The organism is Bacillus massiliglaciei (assembly GCF_900098925.1).
Classification (GTDB): Bacteria; Bacillota; Bacilli; order Bacillales; family DSM-1321; genus Peribacillus; species Peribacillus massiliglaciei.
The window spans coordinates 134846-152932 of sequence record NZ_LT622360.1; the positions used below are offsets into that span (position 1 = coordinate 134846).

An 18087-nucleotide genomic window follows, 5' to 3' on the forward strand; every position below is an offset into this window, starting at 1 on the left:
AACGAATGATAACTTCATACGTCCAGCCTGCCGTAAGGATAGACCTTAAGACTGTTCGTTATTAGAGCGCAGGCTGAAATAATTAGCCTGCGCTTTTTATATGTCTGCGTAATATTGACGCACTTATGAAAGCTTTCCCATGCCGGCGGAAGCTTTTTCATTTTGGCCGCAGATCTATTTCATAGGAAACGTACAAGGAGGTATGAAGATGTTTGAGCCATACAAGATGAAACAGCCGAAAGCTGATGACCTGGTAATCGGGTAGAACAAGAAAGGGGAGATGCCTGTGTTTGCCATTTTTAAAAAATTATCCTGGTTCTTCAAAGAGGAATGGAAACGCTATTTGATAGCCGTGCTGGCTTTGTGTGCGGTTAATATAATGGTTGTGATTCCGCCTAAGCTGGTTGGAATGGCTATTGATGATATCAATACCGGAAGCATTACTTACGACAGAATTGGAACATATATAGGCTATTTAGCAGGAATTTTGCTGATCACTTATATATGCGGCTATATTTGGAGCTATCTTTTATTCGGGGGCGGCAATCTGGCAGAGAGGAAATTACGATCTTTTTTTATGGGACACTTGCTCAAGATGACGCCTGTTTTCTTTGAAAAAAACAGGACAGGTGACTTAATGGCCAGAGCAACGAATGATTTGAAGGCTATTTCGATGACTGCGGGATTCGGTATCCTGACTTTGGTTGACGCCGTACTCTACACCTTGACCATTCTGATTATGATGAGGGTGACAATCAGCTGGCAGCTGACGTTTGCTGCGATTATTCCCTTGCCGATTATGGCTGTTCTGATGCAGGTGCTGGGCAAAAAGATTCATGGAAAGTTTACCGCCGCTCAGGATTCTTTCGGTGACCTTAATGACAAAGTGCTGGAATCTGTCGCAGGTGTAAGAGTAATCAGGGCTTATGTACAGGAGCGGGCAGATGAAAAACAGTTTGAAGATATGACAGAAGATGTGTATCGCAAAAATATGGAAGTAGCCAAGATTGATTCTTTATTCGATCCTGTTATTACGATTCTTATTGGAATCAGTTATTTAACCGGGATCGGCTACGGAGCCTATCTGGTATTCCAGCAAGTCATTTCACTCGGCGCCCTGGTCGCGTTCAATGTATACCTTGGAATGCTGATTTGGCCAATGATTGCAATCGGCCAGCTGATCAATATTATGCAAAGAGGAAATGCTTCCCTGGACAGGGTGCAGGACATCCTTTCGTATCAGCCTGATGTGATAGAGGCAGATGCTCCTAAAGCACTTGAAGCTCCAAATGAGATCATTTTTGAGAAGGTTAATTTCCAATATCCATCCTCTAAAACAGTCAATCTTAAAAATATATCCGTCCGGTTAGGGCGCGGGAAGACCCTTGGAGTAGTAGGAAAAACAGGCAGCGGAAAAACAACTTTTGTGAAGCAGTTATTGAGAGAATATCCAATGGGAAAAGGGGAAATCTCTATCTCTGGCACTCCGCTTGAAAAGTTGTCCTTGCATGCAATCCGAAGTTTTGCAGGGTATGTTCCTCAAGATCATTTTTTATTCTCTCGTTCAGTGAAAAACAATATCTTGTTTGGAAAACCGGAGGCGGCTGAAGAAGAACTCATGCAAGCGATTCGCCTGGCTGATTTTGAAAAAGATGTCCGTCTGCTTCCGGAAAAACTGGATACATTGGTCGGAGAGAAAGGGGTAGCTCTATCAGGAGGACAGAAGCAAAGGATTTCAATAGCCAGAGCTCTTATTAAAAATCCTGAAATTCTTATTCTTGATGATTCACTTTCTGCTGTAGATGCCAAGACAGAAACAACCATTATCAATAATATTCAAAAGAACAGAGCAGGAAAAACAACGATTATTACCACACACCGTCTGTCCTCTGTTCAGCATGCGGACTGGATTATCGTCCTTGATGAAGGAAAAATTATCGAAGAAGGGCAGCATGAGGATTTGCTGAATATCGGAGGCTGGTATTATGAACAGTTCATGCGCCAGCAAATCGAGAAAGGGACGGAGGTAAAGGTATGAAGCAGGTTGTGAAAAAGCTGATTAAATATGCAGCGATTTATAAAGGAATCATTATTTGCGCGTTGATGATGCTGGCCATTTCCGTAGCAGCCGATCTGGCCGGCCCTTTCGTTGCAAAAAGAATCATAGATTCGCATATTTTGGGAATTGAAGATAAATGGTATGAAACTGAAGAAGGAAAGGATACTGCAGCCTACGGGGGCACTTGGTATAAAAGAGATGCATATTTTACAGAAAATGAAGAGAAGGGAGAAGAAGCCCGCGTCCTGCAGGTAGGAATGAAATTTATTTTTGTACAGGGTGCTGTGCCTTTTTCAGGAGAACGCTCTATCGCTGACGGTGTTCTGACTGTGAAAAAAGATGGCCGGGAAACAGAGTATCCCGCGGAAGTGCTGAATAAACAAGAATTGATGAATTTTTACACGCCGGAGATTTCAAGGATTGGAAAGCTGGTTGCTTTTTACTTTGCACTTGTCGTGCTTTCAGCTGTCTTTCAGTTCGGTCAGAGCTTTTACCTTCAAAAAGCAGCAAACCGTATCATTCAAAAAATGCGAACCGATCTTTTTGAGCATATTTCCCGTCTGCCAATCCGCTTCTTTGATAATTTGCCGGCAGGAAAAGTAGTCGCCAGGATTACAAACGATACGGAAGCCATACGTGAACTATATGTGACGGTACTGGCTAACTTTTTTTCCAGCGCCATCAATATAATCGGCGTCCTTATAGCCTTATTTATCTTAAGTCCGAAAGTGGCCGGTGCAGCCCTGCTGTTAATTCCTATTCTGGGCATTTGGATTACGCTTTACCGAAAATTTGCGACAAAGTACAATCAAAAAATCAGAGCAAGAATCAGTGATATTAACGCTATGATCAATGAATCGATTCAGGGAATGAATATCATACAGGCATTTGGACGGGAGAAAGAAACGAAGGAAGACTTTGAACGCTTAAATCAAGAACATTTTAAGTACCAGACGAAAATGCTGAACTTGAACTCGATGACAGGCGGGAGTTTAGTTGATGTATTGAGGAATCTAGCCCTTGTGGCATTTATATGGTACTTCGGAGGCTTGGCATTGACTCCTTCTGCGGTTATCTCTCTTGGAATGCTGTATGCTATTGTCGATTTGATGAACCGTCTGATGCATCCGATCCACAATATTATTAATCAGCTGGCCAATCTGGAACAGGCCCTTGTAGCAGGAGACCGTGTTTTTAAGCTGCTGGATGAAAAGGGAGTGGAAGTAGATGATACGTCGGTTCCGCGCTATAGAGGAAATGTCAGATTTAATCATGTCTCTTTTGGCTATAAAGAAGGGGAATATGTACTTCGGGATATTACCTTTTCAGCACAACAGGGAGAAACTGTTGCATTGGTAGGTCATACAGGATCAGGGAAAAGCTCTATTATGAACCTGTTGTTCCGGTTCTATGATTGTAAGGAAGGATCTATTGAAATTGATGGAAAAAATATTCAGGATATTCCTTACCAGGCTTTACGGGAACATATGGGAATCGTTCTTCAGGACCCATATCTCTTCACAGGGACGATTGCTTCTAATATTAGTTTGAATCATGAAAAAATCACCCGGGAAATAGTTGAAAAGGCCATGCGCGATGTAGGGGGAGAGGCAGTGCTTCAGCATTTGGAAAATGGTCTGAATGAACCGGTCATAGAAAAAGGAAGCACACTTTCCTCAGGGCAGAGGCAGCTGATTTCTTTTGCCAGGGCGCTTGCGTTTAATCCGTCCATCCTGATTTTGGATGAGGCGACAGCAAGCATTGACAGTGAAACAGAAGCCATTATTCAAGAAGGACTGGAAGTATTGAAAAAAGGCAGGACCACATTCATTATCGCTCATCGTCTTTCCACAATTAAAAACGCCGATCAAATTCTTGTCCTTGATAAAGGACAGATTATTGAACGCGGAAATCATGATGAACTGATGGCCCTTAAAGGCAAGTACTATCAAATGTACAGATTGCAGCAGGGCCAAAAGAACCTTGCCGGATAGTGTTCAGGACAAAAAAATCAAATTCCTCCTCACAGAGAAATTTGATTTTTTGTTTATGCTGTATGGATTTGTTTCAGGGACGCTTTCCGGGACTATCCCTCGCGCTGTTCCCGAAGGAGCCCCTCCACTCTCATCCATTTATTTGAGAGTTTGCTTAGTCCCAGCCATTTTCTTTTATTTAATAGTCAAGCCTTCTGCGGCCGCTTTGCTTTTTTCAAGAGCAAGGCTGAAATCTTTAATCATATCATCCGGGTTTTCCAGTCCTACTGACAGCCGAAGCAGACTGTTTGTAATACCGCGTTTTTCTCTTTCTTCCGGCGGCATGGCAGCGTGGGACATTTTCGCAGGGTAGGAGAGGATGGACTCAACTGCTCCAAGACTTACTGCAAATACCGGCAATGTCACATGATCAACAAATGAACGAAAAACTTCCTCATTTTCTAATTCAAAGGATAAGACCGCCCCTGCACCTTTGGATTGCTTCTGCTGAATGCTGTATTCCGGATGTCCGGGCAATCCTGGATAATGAACCTTTTTCACTAATGGATGCTTTTCAAGATAAGCGGCAATTTTGGCGGCTCCGTCCTGTGAATGCTTCATCCTTACAGATAATGTTTTAAATCCTCTCATGACTAACCAGCAATCCTGGACACCGAGAACAGCTCCGAAAGAATTTTGCAGAGCCCCAAGCCTTGATGCAAGCTCTGGATCTTTTACTGCGGCCAGTCCCGCGACTACGTCACTGTGGCCTGAGAGGAATTTCGTCGCACTGTGGAGAACGATATCTGCGCCTAAGTTCAGCGGCTTTTGCAGAGCCGGAGTCAGGAAGGTATTGTCCACATACGTAATGGCGCCGATGGATTTAGCAAAAGAACAAACCGCCTCTATATCGGTCACTTTTAAAAGCGGATTGGAAGGCGTCTCCATATAAATGGCTTTTGTGTTAGGCTTGGCCGCTGCTTTTATGCTGTCAAGATCGGTCATATCAACGAAGGTATGCTCAATATTGAAACGGTTAAGTACCGTTGTCACCATCCGGAAGGTCCCGCCGTATACATCTTCCGTTACGATGATATGATCGCCTGCAGACAGCAGAAGGAATGCCGTTGAGATCGCGGCCATTCCAGAAGAGAAGGCAAAGCCTTTCGTGCCGTCTTCCAGTTCTGCGATAATATCTTCCAAAGCCTCTCTTGTTGGATTCAGGCTTCTGCTGTAGTCATATTTGCCGAAATGATCCACTTCAAATTGGTGAAAGGTGGAGGCGTGGTGAATGGGAACACTGACTGCGCCTGTTGCCGGATCTACTTTATGTTTATTGTGTAAAAGGGATGTTTCAAAGCTCCATTCTTCATGGTTGTCTGTCATCGTACTGCCTCCTTTTTTGCCTGTGAAAACGCCAGATCCAAGTCTTTTTTCAAATCTTCTATATCCTCGATGCCGACAGAGAATCGAAGCAGCCTGTTACAGACTCCGTTTGCAGTCCGTGTTTCCACCGGTATATCTGCATGGGTCTGAGTAGCCGGATAGGTGATGAAGCTTTCTACGCCCCCGAGACTTTCAGCGAAAGAAATCAAGCCTAGTCCCTGAAGGAAAGGATTGACCATCGATTCCTCCGTGACCCGGAAGGAAATCATACCGCCCCGTCCCGGATAAAGGACATCGGTCACTGCTTCATGGCCGCCCAGATATTCAACAAGCTGTTTGGCGTTGCTTTCGTGTCTTTCCATCCGCAGGGCCAAAGTTTTCATGCCCCTCATCAACAGCCAGGAGTCAAACGGGCTCAAAACAGCTCCTGTGCCGTTTTGATGGAAGTAAAGCTCATCGCAAAGTTTCTGGCCTTTAGCCACTACGAGTCCTGCCAATACATCATTGTGCCCGCCCAAATATTTTGTAGCACTGTGAATGACAATATCTGCCCCCTGTTCGATGGGTCTTTGGAGAAGAGGGGTGTAGAACGTATTATCAACTATTAGTAATAATTGATAGGTTTTGGCCAATTCGGCAACTTTTGCAATGTCCGTCTGCTGCATAAGCGGGTTGGTAGGTGTTTCCAGGAAAATAGCTTTAGTCTGAGGCGTAATGGCCGCTTCAATTTCCTGAAGGTTACAGGTATCCACATAGGAGGAAACCAGTCCCCATTTTTTAAAGCCTTGTTCCAGCAGGCGATAGGTGCCGCCGTACAGATCCTTGCTGACAATCCATTCATCTCCGGACTGAAAAAGGGAAAGAACATTCAAAATGGCCGCCATTCCTGAACTGCAGGCAAAACCGCGGTCTCCGCCTTCCAAGTTGGCGATTGTTTCCTCAAGCAGCTGGCGGGTTGGATTTCCGGTCCGTGTATAGTCAAATCCTGTTGATTGGCCGATTCCTTCATGACGGTAGGCAGTAGAAAAATAGACTGGCGGATTAACAGCGCCAGTAGCCGTTTCACTTCGATTTCCGATTTGTGCTAAATATGATTCGATTTTCAAGACAGATACAGCTCCTTTAAGTATATGAATATAGTTTTTCTTTCCTGAGATAAATAAAAAAAGCCTTCTAAGAAGAAGACTTTGTTTTTTCAAAAGAGCCGTCTCCTTATCTTCCAAGCAATTGCTTGTGGAATTAGCACCTTTTCAATGCATGGCGGCAATGAAGGTTGCTGAGGCGTCAACGGGCCAACTCCCTCGACCTCTCTTGATAAGAGTTTGGATAATTCAATTATTTATGAATTTACTATAAATATAGAAATCTGTCAACCTGTGTTTTTCCATTTTATTCATCATTTCTTTTGCTTTCGAAAAAACAACTCTGTACAATTAGAGGGTAGATTAAATATTCTAATAACTCAAGTCATCTTTTGGCAAACCATAGGATGAAAACCGGGAGGGGTACATAATGGAGTACAGAATTGAACGGGACACAATGGGAGAAGTGAAAGTTCCCGCAGACAGATATTGGGGAGCTCAGACAGAACGGAGCCGCAATAATTTTAAAATTGGCTACGAAAAGATGCCTTTAGAATTGGTCAGGGCCTTTGCTTATGTCAAACAGGCAGCAGCAAAAGTGAACTATGATCTTGGGGATTTATCAGAAGTGAAAAGAGATGCCATCGTCCGAATCTGCAGCGAGATTCTCGAAGGTCAGCTCGATGATCATTTCCCGCTTGTCGTATGGCAGACAGGAAGCGGCACTCAGAGCAACATGAACGTGAATGAAGTGGTAGCGAATAAAGGGAATGAATGGTTAAAGGAAAACGGCCATTCAGAAACGCTGCATCCGAATGATGATGTTAATAAAGCTCAGAGTTCTAATGATACTTTCCCGACGGCTATGCATATAGCTCAATATATGGAAGTGGCAGACAAGCTGATCCCTGCAATTAAAGTATTGCGTGATACTTTGGCAGAGAAGGAGAAAGAATTCTGGGATATTGTGAAAATCGGACGGACTCATCTGCAGGATGCCACGCCGGTAACGTTAGGGCAGGAAATATCCGGTTGGAGAGCTATGCTGGATAAAGACTTGGAAATGATTGAAGAAAGCAGCAAGAAATTATTGAATCTGGCACTTGGCGGAACAGCTGTAGGAACAGGAATTAATACAAAACCCGAGTTTGCAGCAAAGGCAGCGGAACAGATTGCCAAAGATACAGGCCATCCATTCCAGACATCAGATAACAAGTTCCATGCCCTGACAAGCCATGATGAAACGGTATATGCGCATGGTGCACTGAAAGCGTTAGCAGCAGACTTGATGAAGATTGCCAATGATGTCCGGTGGCTGGCAAGCGGTCCGAGAAGCGGGATTGGCGAAATATCCATCCCCGCCAATGAACCGGGAAGCTCTATTATGCCTGGCAAAGTAAACCCAACTCAAAGTGAAGCCGTGACAATGATTGCTACGCAAATCGTCGGTAATGATGCAACGATCGGATTTGCTGCAAGTCAGGGAAACTTTGAACTAAATGTGTTCAAGCCTGTCATTGCTTATAATTTTCTTCAATCCGTAAAATTATTGACGGAAGGTATTCTATCCTTCAATGATCACTGTGCTGCCGGCATTTCAGCAAATGAAGAAAAAATCTCAGAAAATGTACAGCGTTCTTTAATGCTTGTAACGGCTTTAAATCCGCATATTGGGTATGAGAAGGCCGCCAAGATTGCGAAGCTTGCTTTCGAAGAAAATTCCACTTTGAAAGAAGCAGCCTTGAAACTGGGCTTTTTGACCGATGAAGAGTTCCAAGCATGGGTCGACCCTCAAAAAATGGTGAATAATAAGTAATCGCAAGCATGATGAAAAATCCTCCCTTTTAGCCGGGAGGATTTTTTTTGATTGGACTTTTTCTGTTGGGGAAAAGTAAAGATAGTACAAGGTACAAAGGAGGAACGAATCATGGCAGTATGTCCGTTATGCAATGGCCTGAGAGCGATACAGGAAAAATGTCCGAACTGCAGTCAGGTAATGGAAGACAGCGGGAAAGTAATGGATTATTATGACGAGTACAGTGCCTATGAAGAAATCAACACGTTAAAGCAAAATGACGGGTTTCCGGACTCGCTGAAAAATGAACAGTGTCCGCATCTGCTGCACTGCCCGGAATGCGGAGCAGATGAAGTGGTTTTAGTGAAAGAGTAAATGGTTTGGAAGGGCGGTCGTTTATTAAAGACGTCTGCAGTATGTATAGATGAAATCAAAGAACGAAGTGCACAACGCACTTCGTTCTTTGATGAGAGTTCCGCTATTACAAGTCTTTATAAACAAACTCCCGATAGTTAGTGAAACCATTTTTCCGGTAAAAAGTTTCGGCCATATCATTTGCAGTCCAGTAGTCCAATTCGACTTTTTCAATCCCATTTGTATGGGCAATACCAGTAATCTCATCCATCAGCTTAGTGCCGTATCCCATTTTTCTGTGGGCTTCTGAGATGCTTATTTGATGTATATAAATGGATTTATAGGCCTTTTTAAAGGCATTCTCAGGATAATTTCTTAATTCAATCCAGGCATATCCTAATGCCTGTCCATCATCCTCTAACGTTAAAAAAATGAAATTCTCTTTAGTGATGATCCCTTGGAAAAAATCCTTAATGTCTTCAAAATTATATTCTTTGAAATACTGAGGGTACAAGTTTAGATGCAAATCGTGTACATATTTATTTAATGCAGCAATTAAATTGAAATCTTTTGTTCTGCAAATTTTCATGTATATCCCCTTTAAAACGATTTATACACTCTAATGAGAGAATCTTGCGTTTATCATTGGTTATTCCCGAATCCGCTGCTCTGAATCGATATCAAAGAAGTGAACTTTCTCCATATTAATGGCCAGGTCAATTTTTTCACCGGCCTGAATGAGATGCTTGGCGTCTACACGCGCTACAAATTCCTGCCCTTCAATAGAAGAATAAAGCATGATTTCTGCACCCATCAGCTCAGAAACATCGATTTTAGTATTAAATCGGGATACCGGGGATTTTTCAAGTACGGCAGCTTCATTATGGAAATCTTCCGGCCTGACGCCTACGAGCAGGTCTTTACCTGCATACCCTTGATCTTTAAGGACATTCCATTTGGTTTCGGGCACAGTCAGTGACAAGGCTCCAATTTGAAAACGGCCGTCTGACAATCTACCTTTGAAAAAATTCATAGCTGGCGATCCGATAAACCCGCCGACGAAAACATTCTCCGGGTTTTCATATACTTCTTTCGGTGCCCCGACTTGCTGAATAATCCCATCTTTCATGACAACCAGCCTGGTGGCCATTGTCATTGCTTCAGTCTGGTCATGGGTTACATAAATAGTGGTCGTGTTGAGACGCTTATGAAGTTTGGCGATTTCAGCCCGCATCTGGACACGCAGCTTAGCATCTAAATTGGAAAGAGGCTCATCCATCAAGAAGACCTTTGCATCCCTTACAATCGCCCGGCCCAAGGCAACCCGCTGACGCTGACCTCCTGACAATGCTTTTGGCTTTCTTTTTAAAAATTCCTCTAACCCAAGAATTTTGGCTGCTTCCTGAACTCTTGACTTGATTTCATTCTTCGACATTTTTCTCAGTTTAAGTCCGAAAGCCATATTATCGTACACGGTCATATGAGGATATAACGCATAGTTTTGAAATACCATGGCAATATCCCGATCCTTAGGAGAGACATCATTCATGCGTTTGCCGTCAATGTATAAATCGCCTTCTGAGATTTCCTCCAGTCCTGCAATCATTCGTAATGTAGTAGATTTTCCGCAGCCGGAAGGACCGACGAACACAATGAATTCTTTGTCCGCAATCTTCAAATTGAAATCTTTTACAGCGGTTACATTTTTATCGTATGTTTTATAAATATGATCTAAGATCAGTTCTGCCATATGAATTCTCCTTTCAGCTGTTCTTTCTTCGCTTTTATACGATAAGTGTAAGCCATTGAATAGGGAAAAAACATAGGCAGGGTGCACAAAAAAGATACAAAAATAATGGGCACCCTGTAAGGAATCAGCCTCAGCTGTCGAGCAATATGAGGAAGTAGGCTGTAAGAGAATGCGGGAAAGCCCGAATATCAAGCCCAGTTTTATCAATGAATTTATCTACCCGGTATTGCAGGCTGTTGCGGTGGATGTACAGCTTCTTGGCTGCCAGGGTAGCATTCGAATTGGATTCAATATAGGTTTTAACTGTTTTCAAAAGTTCTGCATCTGCTGAAGCCTCGCCAAGCAGCTGCTCAACAAACCATTTCTTGTTCAGGCTTTCTGGCTTTTCAGCCAGCAGATAGGGGAGGGCATCTGCCAAATCGGCTACTTTTCTGTTTGCTAATGGACGTTCCGTGCCTTGAAAACATTTTACTTCTTCAGAGAAGTGAAGAGGGAAGCTTTGATCCACCTTGTGGAAGTTCCCAAGGAACATCAGAATCTTGGTGTAAAAGTCACTTTCGAGAGTTTGGATAATGGGAATCAGCTCGATTTTAACCAGTTTTTCCGGTGAAGCGCCTTCAATGAGCAGCCCTGATTGAGGGCTTTCCCATAAAAGAATAGCATCAGAACCGACAAGCGATAAAAAGGCCTCTTCGAAATCCTCCTTCATGTCATCTGCTTGTGCAAGCTGGAATTGGAGAACTCGTGCTTCAGACCAATTCGTAACAGGAATAGGGGCCTCAGACTGCAGCAAAAATTCCTTCCATTGCTGTTTATAGCCGGGGATTGAACTGTCTGCTTCGGAAAGGCGAATAAATAAGGTTTCAAGGAGGGAAAGTTCATCCTTGCTAATATCATCTTGAGGAATTCCGATTATTTCTTGGCTGGGCAGCGAAAACCAGATATAATGTTGGTCTTTTTTCCTGTCAGCGGTTTTTACTATAGCATTGGGATATTTTTTTAATAACTTTGTGATCACATTCGTCACCTTCTTTTCTCAGATACGGGCAGTTAGTTGTCTCCTTTCATTATAAGACGTCAGCCGGATTATACACATCATTATCTATTCATTTTCAGCGGCGGAAAAATGGGTGAAGGGATGTTGACGAAGTTTCTTCATGTTGGATAAAAATGATTGAGTGTTCACTCATTATTGGTAAAATGAAAGAAGGATTTAAATTTCATTAGCAATGGAGGGACAGGATGCTCGAGATTAAGAAAATCAATGATGTGACGATGGCATATGGAACGACGGGGCCAAAAGGGTCAGCGATGAGTGTAGCGGTTTATGTAATTGATGGACTGCTGATTGATACAGGTTCACAGTCCCTGCTTCCGGACTTTATCCCGTTTTTTAAAGCAAATGATTTTGAAAAGGCGGTTCTTACACATTACCATGAAGACCACAGCGGCGGAGCGAAATGGCTGCAGGAACATTTAGCAATACCGCTGTACTGCAATCCCATTTCGGTTGAGACCTTCGGAAAAGAGGCGGAGTATCCTGAATATCGGCATGCGATTTGGGGAGCAAGAGAAGCCTTTAAGGCAGTGCCTCTGGAAGAAGCCTTTAGCAGCAGAAAAGAAAAGTGGAGGGCAATCTTTACTCCGGGGCATGCATTTGACCATCTGGTTTTCTTAAATGAAAGCAGGGGAGCAGTCTTCTCCGGTGATTTATATGTAACGCCAAGAACAAAGCTGATGCTGCGCGAAGAGTCTGTACCTGAAATTATAGATTCCATCCACAGGCTGCTGGAATTTGATTTTGGAGAAATATATTGCTCCCATGCAGGCCATATTCCAAATGGCAAGGAAATGTTTCGAAGGAAGCTGGAATATCTGGAGAATTTACAGGGAAAAGTGATTCAGATGGATCAGAAGGGATGGACTGCAGCCGAGATTCAACAAAGTCTCTTTCCGCGCAAATATCCTTTAATTGATATATCTGAAGGTGAATGGGATTCATTACATATCATTACTTCTATTTTGAAAAGAAACGGGAGTGTCTATGAATAATAAAGGGAGCCTTTATCGCTCCCTGGTTCTTATGACAGATTATTTGAATTTGGAGTGGTTTCGTCATAAAATTCATGAGCTTCCTCAATATTTTGCTTTTCGCCTGAGGTGTAAACATTTCCTCCGGCCATGCCTTCATTAATAATTCGGTCGATGTCCAGGTAGGTTTGATCCTTACCTTCGAATTCTGTGTCCTTCAAAAATGCGGGTTTCTTTTTCAAATGGTTTCCCTCCTTGATGATTAGGATGGCGGGAAAGAGAAGCATCGATACATGTAAAAAACGGCACTCTGGTCAGAATGCATTTTTTGCTTATCTTTCATACACATGAAATACCATCAGCTCATGGATGAAACTGTTCACCTTCTGACTTTCAGATTCTGGAGGCATCCCGTTGAGCCACTCGATTTCTCCGTTTTTATGATAAATGGCCTTGAAACGTTTCTTTTCATAGTAAAAGGAAATCGCCCACCCAGGCAGTGTTTGATCTTTATAAAGCGGTTTGCATTGGAAATGTGTCAGCATGCCATTTTCCCCCTTTTCGCTCTCTTCATTATAGCAAAGAGTACATCATGAACACTCATATTGGGGGAAAATTAATTCAATGAAAAGGCTGCTTAATGAGGCAAGACGCTGTTCTTCTATATAGGGCTCATCAAATTGCATAGGTTTTGAATTGATTTCATACATGTATAGGCGGCCATCTGTATCGATTCCGATATCGATTGAGAACTCACCGAAAAAACCTTTCTTTTCCGATAAGACCGTGCCGCAGCGGTTGGCTAAACGGGCGAACTGTTTCTCGAGCGCAGGGCTTTGGAATCTTTCATAGCGGCCTAAAATGCCGCCCCGTGCTGTATGTGTCGTTATCTCCTGTGTTTGCGATATCCGAACCGCCTTCCCTGTGAGTTTGTACTGTCCGTTCTGGTAATGAACGAGAAGGCGATAGTCAAACCGATGGCCTTCTTTTTTTTGGGGAGTAATGGCCTGCTGGGCAATCCATTTCTTTTTGGACAGATCTTCTTTTCTTTGCTCCCAAAATTCCTCGAAAGATAAGAAAATCTGGCTGCCTGTCATAGTAGCCATTTCTATTGTACCGCCGTCCAGCTCTTTAATGGTAAAAATACCTTTCCCCTGATTTCCTTTCCGATGTTTGAAATACACATGTCTATGCTTGGTAAGGAAAGCACGGAGTTTTTGGAAGGTGAGAGCATGAATCGTGTCCGGCAGATGCCTTGAGATGGCCGGATCCTCGCTGAATATTTCGTATAGTTCCCATTTATCGATAAAGCACTGGTTAAATAAGAGAATCGAGTGTCTGCTGAAGTAATCAGTCAATCTTTTGAAAGTATCGGATGTTTCGAAAGACCGAGAAGGGATCCGGTTATATACAATATCAGGCAAAGGTACCTTTACGTCAGTCCAGCTGTCTGTATCCTTCTGGTAGATGTAGCCCCGGCAGTCAGGACCGAGCATTGTTTCAGCAGTAAAGACATAAGAGAAAATGCCCTTGGATAAAAGATGCAGATGCAGGTCCTTAAATAGCTCGTGATTGCCTGAGAATGGTTGATTTCTTTTAGAAGAAGGCGTCGTAAGAATGGCAGCGGTCAATGCTTTCTTTCCTGGGAAAATTGTCAGTTCCCGTTTTAGGAAAACCTGGTCATTCAGGGGGCTATACGGTACTTCAGAAGAATCTTTTCCTAAAAAAAGCTGTTCTCCAGAAACGGAATGAAACCATTCTTCTGCTTCGGAGTCATAATAGATGTTCATCTTGAAGCTCCAGCCGTTCCTGCAATAGATTGTTCGGTCAAATAAATCGCATAACCAATGCTTAATTTTCTCGTTAATGCTTCAAACTCTTTCAGCTTCGGATGGGAGAAAATCGATCTGCCTGGTTTAGAATTGGCTTCAAACATCCAGACATGCTGATCCTTATCCAAGGCAAGGTCAAAACCAATTTCGGCAATAATCCCTTCCATGCGTTCTTCGAGGCTTTTACTCAATATAAGGGCGGCCTCAGACAGCTTTTTCTCCGCCAGCTGTGCTTCCTCTTCCGCTGGAAACAATTCAGCGAGAGTTTTGATTGTTCCGCCATTTTTCACATGTGTTGTCACACTTCCCGGACCGGCTACCTTTGCAGCTATGGCACTGATCTGCCAGTTTCCGTCGCTGTCTTTGTTTGTATGCACACGGAAATCAACAGACCGTTTTTCGTATTTCAGAAGGGGAATTCCCTGTTGAACGATGAAATTATCCAGCGGGCTTCCTTTAAATACATGGTTCATCAAGGACTCTAGTGAAGGAAATCTCTGCAGCTTATTTTCATTTTTTTCATTTTTATATCGGCAATAATACCAATGTTCCTTGGAATCATATACAATCTGGTGAATCCCGAGCCCAAGACTTCCGTTAATGGGTTTTATATAGACCTGCCGGTATTCGGAGAGCATCGTTTCAATAGAGGAAAAAGAATCAAACGGCCGCGTTTCAGGAAGGAAAGGCTTGGCACCCGGATCGGCGGCAAGCCTTTCGTGTACGTCCCATTTGTTGAAAAAGCCTGGATTATACCAGGGAATAACATAGTCCTTCTGAAACTTTCGTTTAATCTCCTGCATGGCATCTTTATTTTCCGTTTTCCGGTTTGGAAGCCGGTCATAGACAGCATTAGGGAAAGGGAACGTTTCGATGGCCCATTTTCCGTCCAGGAAAACATGGCCGCGGATGGTTTCATCTTCCCAATTAATATGCTGTTCTCCAAACAGGTAGGGGATGCAACCAGTTGTTTTTTTTAAGGCAAGAAGGTTTGCAAAAAAACCGGAACGTTCTCCGACTGGTTTATTCTCGATTCCGGTGAAGCCGGAAGAAAATATGCCTACAAGCGGTCCTAAGTGAAGCCGTCTTTCATGAACAAATAAGTGTAATGGCGTGTTATTTTCATTAAAATGCAAGGCCTGGGCAAGGTCTTCTGACAGAACAATATTCTGTTGTACCGATGGGTTACGCTTGACTATGGCCGTGCATGAATGCTGGCCAAAATTAATTAAGTCAATTTCCCCTACGTTCTTCATTTCGGATGGGTAGAAACAGATATGGCCGGGGATCTTAGCGATTTCCGCTTCATAAAATTTTTTCATGATCATCACCAGCTTTCAGAGATTGTTCGGCCAAGTGCCTGGAGTAAAGAACAGGAGCCTCGAAAAGGGCCGGCATTCGTTCGGGATGAAGAATCTCTATGGTCCTTCGTCCCGGTTTTGAATTGACGTCCAGAATCCATACTTTGCCCTCACGGTCTATCCCAAGGTCGATGCCAAGCTCAAATAGAGGCTTGAAATGGGATTCCATTTCTTTTGGAATACAGAACAATAGATGCTCGATGGTCTGTTCGGCTGTTTTAGGGACAGACCCAGGATACTGCCGCTCAAATTCACTTAGCTCAAGGACTGTTCCGCCGGTTGCGATATTGGAAGTGATCCCTTCTTTATGACCGAGCCGGATGCCGCGTCCTTTTTCAATCCAGCGGTTTTGCTGGTTTTTTTGAAGGAGAATTCGAACATCGAAAGGTTCCTTCTCTTTTGTGGACAGGTCTAAGAAGGGTTGGCAAAGGTACCCGTATTTGCTCAGCAATTTGTTTGCCCATTTGCTGAAAATGGCTTTAGAGCGGAAAGTCCGCTCCGGTCTTTCGGCATTTGCCGGAAGGCGGACAATGACAGCCTCTTCTTTTTTTTGCAGATGGTAAATCCCAATTCCGCGAGCTCCGTATTCAGGCTTCAGGATGACACTTTCATTCAGTTCGAGCTGCTGCCAGACTTCATCTGCATTTGCCAGCTTTATCGTGCTTGGCAGGAAAGCCTGTAATAAAGAACTGCCTTTGAGTGCTTCATACAATTCCCACTTTCCGGGAAGTCCGTATCCTAAAAAAGGAATGTTTTCCTTTAGCCAGGATATGTTTTTTTTATTGCGTGTATTGTCTCGTTTTAAGCCGTGAAAACTGCGGTCATAAACAAAGTCCGGCAGCTGCAGCGTATCGGGTTCCCATCTTCCGGACTTCTTGTTGAAAACCTCACCTGAAATACTCCGGCTATCCGGATCAATTTGTTCGGGAGTGAACCGGCAAACATCCACATCATATTTTCTTGCTGATTTGGCAATTTGGGTGAAGTAGCGTAATTCACTCGTCAGGCTGCTGGTCATTAATCCGAGAAGCATCATGCCAACCCCTCTCTATGGACTTTTTTTAGACGTTAAGTATTTCATATACTCAATTATCGGTTTGACAGAGGGACGGTATCGTTCATATTCTCCTTCGTATTTTTTCGAAGGCTTGGAGTTTATTTCGATGATCCAAGGCTTCTTTTCCCGGTCGAGCGCTAAATCAATGCCAAGCTCTCCTAAAAGGGAAGGGTGTTTTCCTGACAGAAGCCGGGCTGCCGCTAATGCGAGCTCTTTTAGCTCTTGGTACAGCTGGTATGCTTCGGACCGGTCGAACAAGCTGGTTAAAAGGTTTAAGGCTTTGATCATTTCAGCCCCTTGGGCAATATTGGAGACGATTTGATTTTGATCTCCCAAACGGGCTGTGGATGAACTGACCTTCCAATCTTCTTGCTCTCTGTGAAGGAGAAAGCGAAAATCAAATTTTTTTCCCTCATCCTCAAATAAATAGATGCCTTCCTGAACAATATAGGCTTGTTTCTGACAGAGTTTCCTTATGAGCCGCAGGACTTCATCAAGGCTGACAGAGCCCCGGTTTTCATGCGGGTGTGTTGAGTGCTCAACTGAAAAATCCGTTCCTTTTTTCGTGAGTTTACATATATTTCTTCCCTGGCTCCCGAAAGTTGGCTTGAGGAAAAGGACAGGGTATTCATTGAGAAAGGGAAGAATGGATTCTGGGCGGTATAGAGGGATCGTTGCAGGAATATACGAAGAGATGGGTTCATTGCTTAGAATCGCGTGAACATCGTGCTTAGCTAGAAAAGAACCATTAAATATAGGAATGCCCTGTTCCGCTAATTGTTTGGTAAACTCACTGAATGCAGCGCCTCTTTCAAGTCTTCTGGAATGGATACGATTATAAAAGGCTTCTGCCAGAGGCATATCAGTTTCTTCCCACTGACCGGCGTTTTCCCAGACTCCCTGGATTTTTTGATCAGAGCAGTCCTGAGGACAGGCAATGTATAAGGTGTATCCTTTCATGCGGCTGTATAATCCCATTTCTCTGAAAAATTTATCCATTGGACCGAAAGTTTGGTCTTTCTGTAAAGACTGATTGGTCACGATGGCTAAAAATGTACTGATAACGAGGGTGTTTTCGGTTTCACAGTATTCGATGGAAACGGGATACTCAAAATGGGGCAGGCACAAGAATTGCCTGGCACTCCTGGAAAAGCAAAGCTTCACGCCGGGAACATTCAGAGATTGTATTTCCGCTGAGATAGATCTGTGTCCGGCTTTTACGATGACAGATTGCCCTTCTTTCAGCCCACGGTCAATCAACAGGCCGGCAGAAATGCCGACAGCAGCCTTCGTTTGCTTCAATTCCTCAGGGAGAATTTCTGCCTTTTGAATTTTAGGTTTCATAGGACTTCTCCGTTTGCACTAATTTTAGGTTCCTTTTATAATTAAGCGATGGGCAAATGTGGA

At 43.5% G+C, this 18087-nt stretch carries 16 protein-coding genes and 1 riboswitch; of the genes, 5 read left to right on the forward strand and 11 right to left on the reverse strand.

Translation table 11 applies throughout. From position 1 onward, the window contains the following. Positions 1-286: 286 nt before the first annotated feature. Together BQ4305_RS17145 and BQ4305_RS17150 are read left to right on the forward strand one after the other, a co-directional pair. Positions 287-2038 carry an ABC transporter ATP-binding protein gene (locus BQ4305_RS17145; protein ID WP_110928974.1) on the forward strand — a complete coding sequence of 584 codons (1752 nt, stop codon included), beginning with the start codon at positions 287-289 and terminating at the stop codon, positions 2036-2038. After that, positions 2035-4053 carry an ABC transporter ATP-binding protein gene (locus BQ4305_RS17150; protein WP_110928975.1) on the forward strand — a complete coding sequence of 673 codons (2019 nt, stop codon included), beginning with the start codon at positions 2035-2037 and terminating at the stop codon, positions 4051-4053. The genes BQ4305_RS17145 and BQ4305_RS17150 overlap by 4 nt, the downstream gene beginning before the upstream one ends. Before the next feature lie 174 nt (positions 4054-4227). On the opposite strand, the gene metC is transcribed toward BQ4305_RS17150, so the two are convergent. Together metC and BQ4305_RS17160 are read right to left on the reverse strand one after the other, a co-directional pair. Then, the gene (gene metC / locus BQ4305_RS17155) at positions 4228-5418 is read right to left on the reverse strand and encodes a cystathionine beta-lyase (RefSeq protein ID WP_110928976.1); all 1191 of its coding nucleotides are present in this window, start codon (positions 5416-5418) and stop codon (positions 4228-4230) included. Continuing rightward, complete coding sequence (locus tag BQ4305_RS17160) at positions 5415-6524, reverse strand: methionine biosynthesis PLP-dependent protein (protein WP_407640174.1); 1110 nt, start codon at positions 6522-6524, stop codon at positions 5415-5417. Before BQ4305_RS17160 ends, metC begins: the two co-directional genes overlap by 4 nt. 103 nt (positions 6525-6627) lie before the next feature. Then, positions 6628-6739, reverse strand: a riboswitch (SAM riboswitch). Between the two features lie 191 nt (positions 6740-6930). Between BQ4305_RS17160 and fumC the strand changes: the two genes are divergently transcribed. Next, positions 6931-8316: a class II fumarate hydratase gene (gene fumC, locus BQ4305_RS17165; protein ID WP_110928977.1), complete on the forward strand. Its 1386-nt coding sequence runs from the start codon at positions 6931-6933 to the stop codon at positions 8314-8316. A gap of 111 nt (positions 8317-8427) precedes the next feature. Then, entirely contained in the window at positions 8428-8670 is a 243-nt protein-coding gene (locus BQ4305_RS17170) for a hypothetical protein (protein ID WP_110928978.1), read from the forward strand. 106 nt (positions 8671-8776) lie between these two features. Here the strand turns inward: BQ4305_RS17170 and BQ4305_RS17175 are convergent, their stop codons facing one another. The 3 genes from BQ4305_RS17175 to BQ4305_RS17185 form a co-directional block, all read right to left on the reverse strand. Beyond that, on the reverse strand, positions 8777-9238 hold the full coding sequence (locus BQ4305_RS17175) for a GNAT family N-acetyltransferase (RefSeq protein ID WP_110928979.1): 462 nt from the start codon (positions 9236-9238) through the stop codon (positions 8777-8779). Positions 9239-9298: 60 nt separating this feature from the next. Next, positions 9299-10399, reverse strand: coding sequence for an ABC transporter ATP-binding protein (locus tag BQ4305_RS17180; RefSeq protein WP_110928980.1), 1101 nt, complete (start codon positions 10397-10399; stop codon positions 9299-9301). Between the two features lie 130 nt (positions 10400-10529). Beyond that, positions 10530-11417, reverse strand: coding sequence for a PucR family transcriptional regulator (locus BQ4305_RS17185; RefSeq protein ID WP_110928981.1), 888 nt, complete (start codon positions 11415-11417; stop codon positions 10530-10532). A gap of 224 nt (positions 11418-11641) precedes the next feature. Here BQ4305_RS17185 and BQ4305_RS17190 point away from each other — a divergent pair, with 224 nt between their 5' ends. Continuing rightward, positions 11642-12451 carry an MBL fold metallo-hydrolase gene (locus BQ4305_RS17190; protein WP_110928982.1) on the forward strand — a complete coding sequence of 270 codons (810 nt, stop codon included), beginning with the start codon at positions 11642-11644 and terminating at the stop codon, positions 12449-12451. A 29-nt stretch (positions 12452-12480) separates the two neighbouring features. Here BQ4305_RS17190 and BQ4305_RS17195 read toward each other — a convergent pair whose 3' ends face one another. The 6 genes from BQ4305_RS17195 to BQ4305_RS17220 form a co-directional block, all read right to left on the reverse strand. Then, positions 12481-12672: a hypothetical protein gene (locus tag BQ4305_RS17195; RefSeq protein WP_110928983.1), complete on the reverse strand. Its 192-nt coding sequence runs from the start codon at positions 12670-12672 to the stop codon at positions 12481-12483. A 90-nt stretch (positions 12673-12762) separates the two neighbouring features. After that, the gene (locus tag BQ4305_RS17200) at positions 12763-12975 is read right to left on the reverse strand and encodes a YheE family protein (protein WP_110928984.1); all 213 of its coding nucleotides are present in this window, start codon (positions 12973-12975) and stop codon (positions 12763-12765) included. A gap of 45 nt (positions 12976-13020) precedes the next feature. Then, positions 13021-14220 (reverse strand): YheC/YheD family endospore coat-associated protein, encoded by a 1200-nt coding sequence (locus BQ4305_RS17205; RefSeq protein ID WP_110928985.1) that lies wholly within the window; start codon positions 14218-14220, stop codon positions 13021-13023. Continuing rightward, positions 14217-15584 carry a YheC/YheD family endospore coat-associated protein gene (locus BQ4305_RS17210; protein WP_110928986.1) on the reverse strand — a complete coding sequence of 456 codons (1368 nt, stop codon included), beginning with the start codon at positions 15582-15584 and terminating at the stop codon, positions 14217-14219. Before BQ4305_RS17210 ends, BQ4305_RS17205 begins: the two co-directional genes overlap by 4 nt. Then, the gene (locus BQ4305_RS17215; protein WP_110928987.1) at positions 15568-16659 is read right to left on the reverse strand and encodes a YheC/YheD family endospore coat-associated protein; all 1092 of its coding nucleotides are present in this window, start codon (positions 16657-16659) and stop codon (positions 15568-15570) included. The genes BQ4305_RS17210 and BQ4305_RS17215 overlap by 17 nt, the downstream gene beginning before the upstream one ends. A gap of 12 nt (positions 16660-16671) precedes the next feature. Beyond that, positions 16672-18024, reverse strand: a complete 1353-nt coding sequence (locus tag BQ4305_RS17220; protein ID WP_110928988.1) for a YheC/YheD family endospore coat-associated protein — start codon at positions 18022-18024, stop codon at positions 16672-16674. Positions 18025-18087 lie beyond the last annotated feature (63 nt).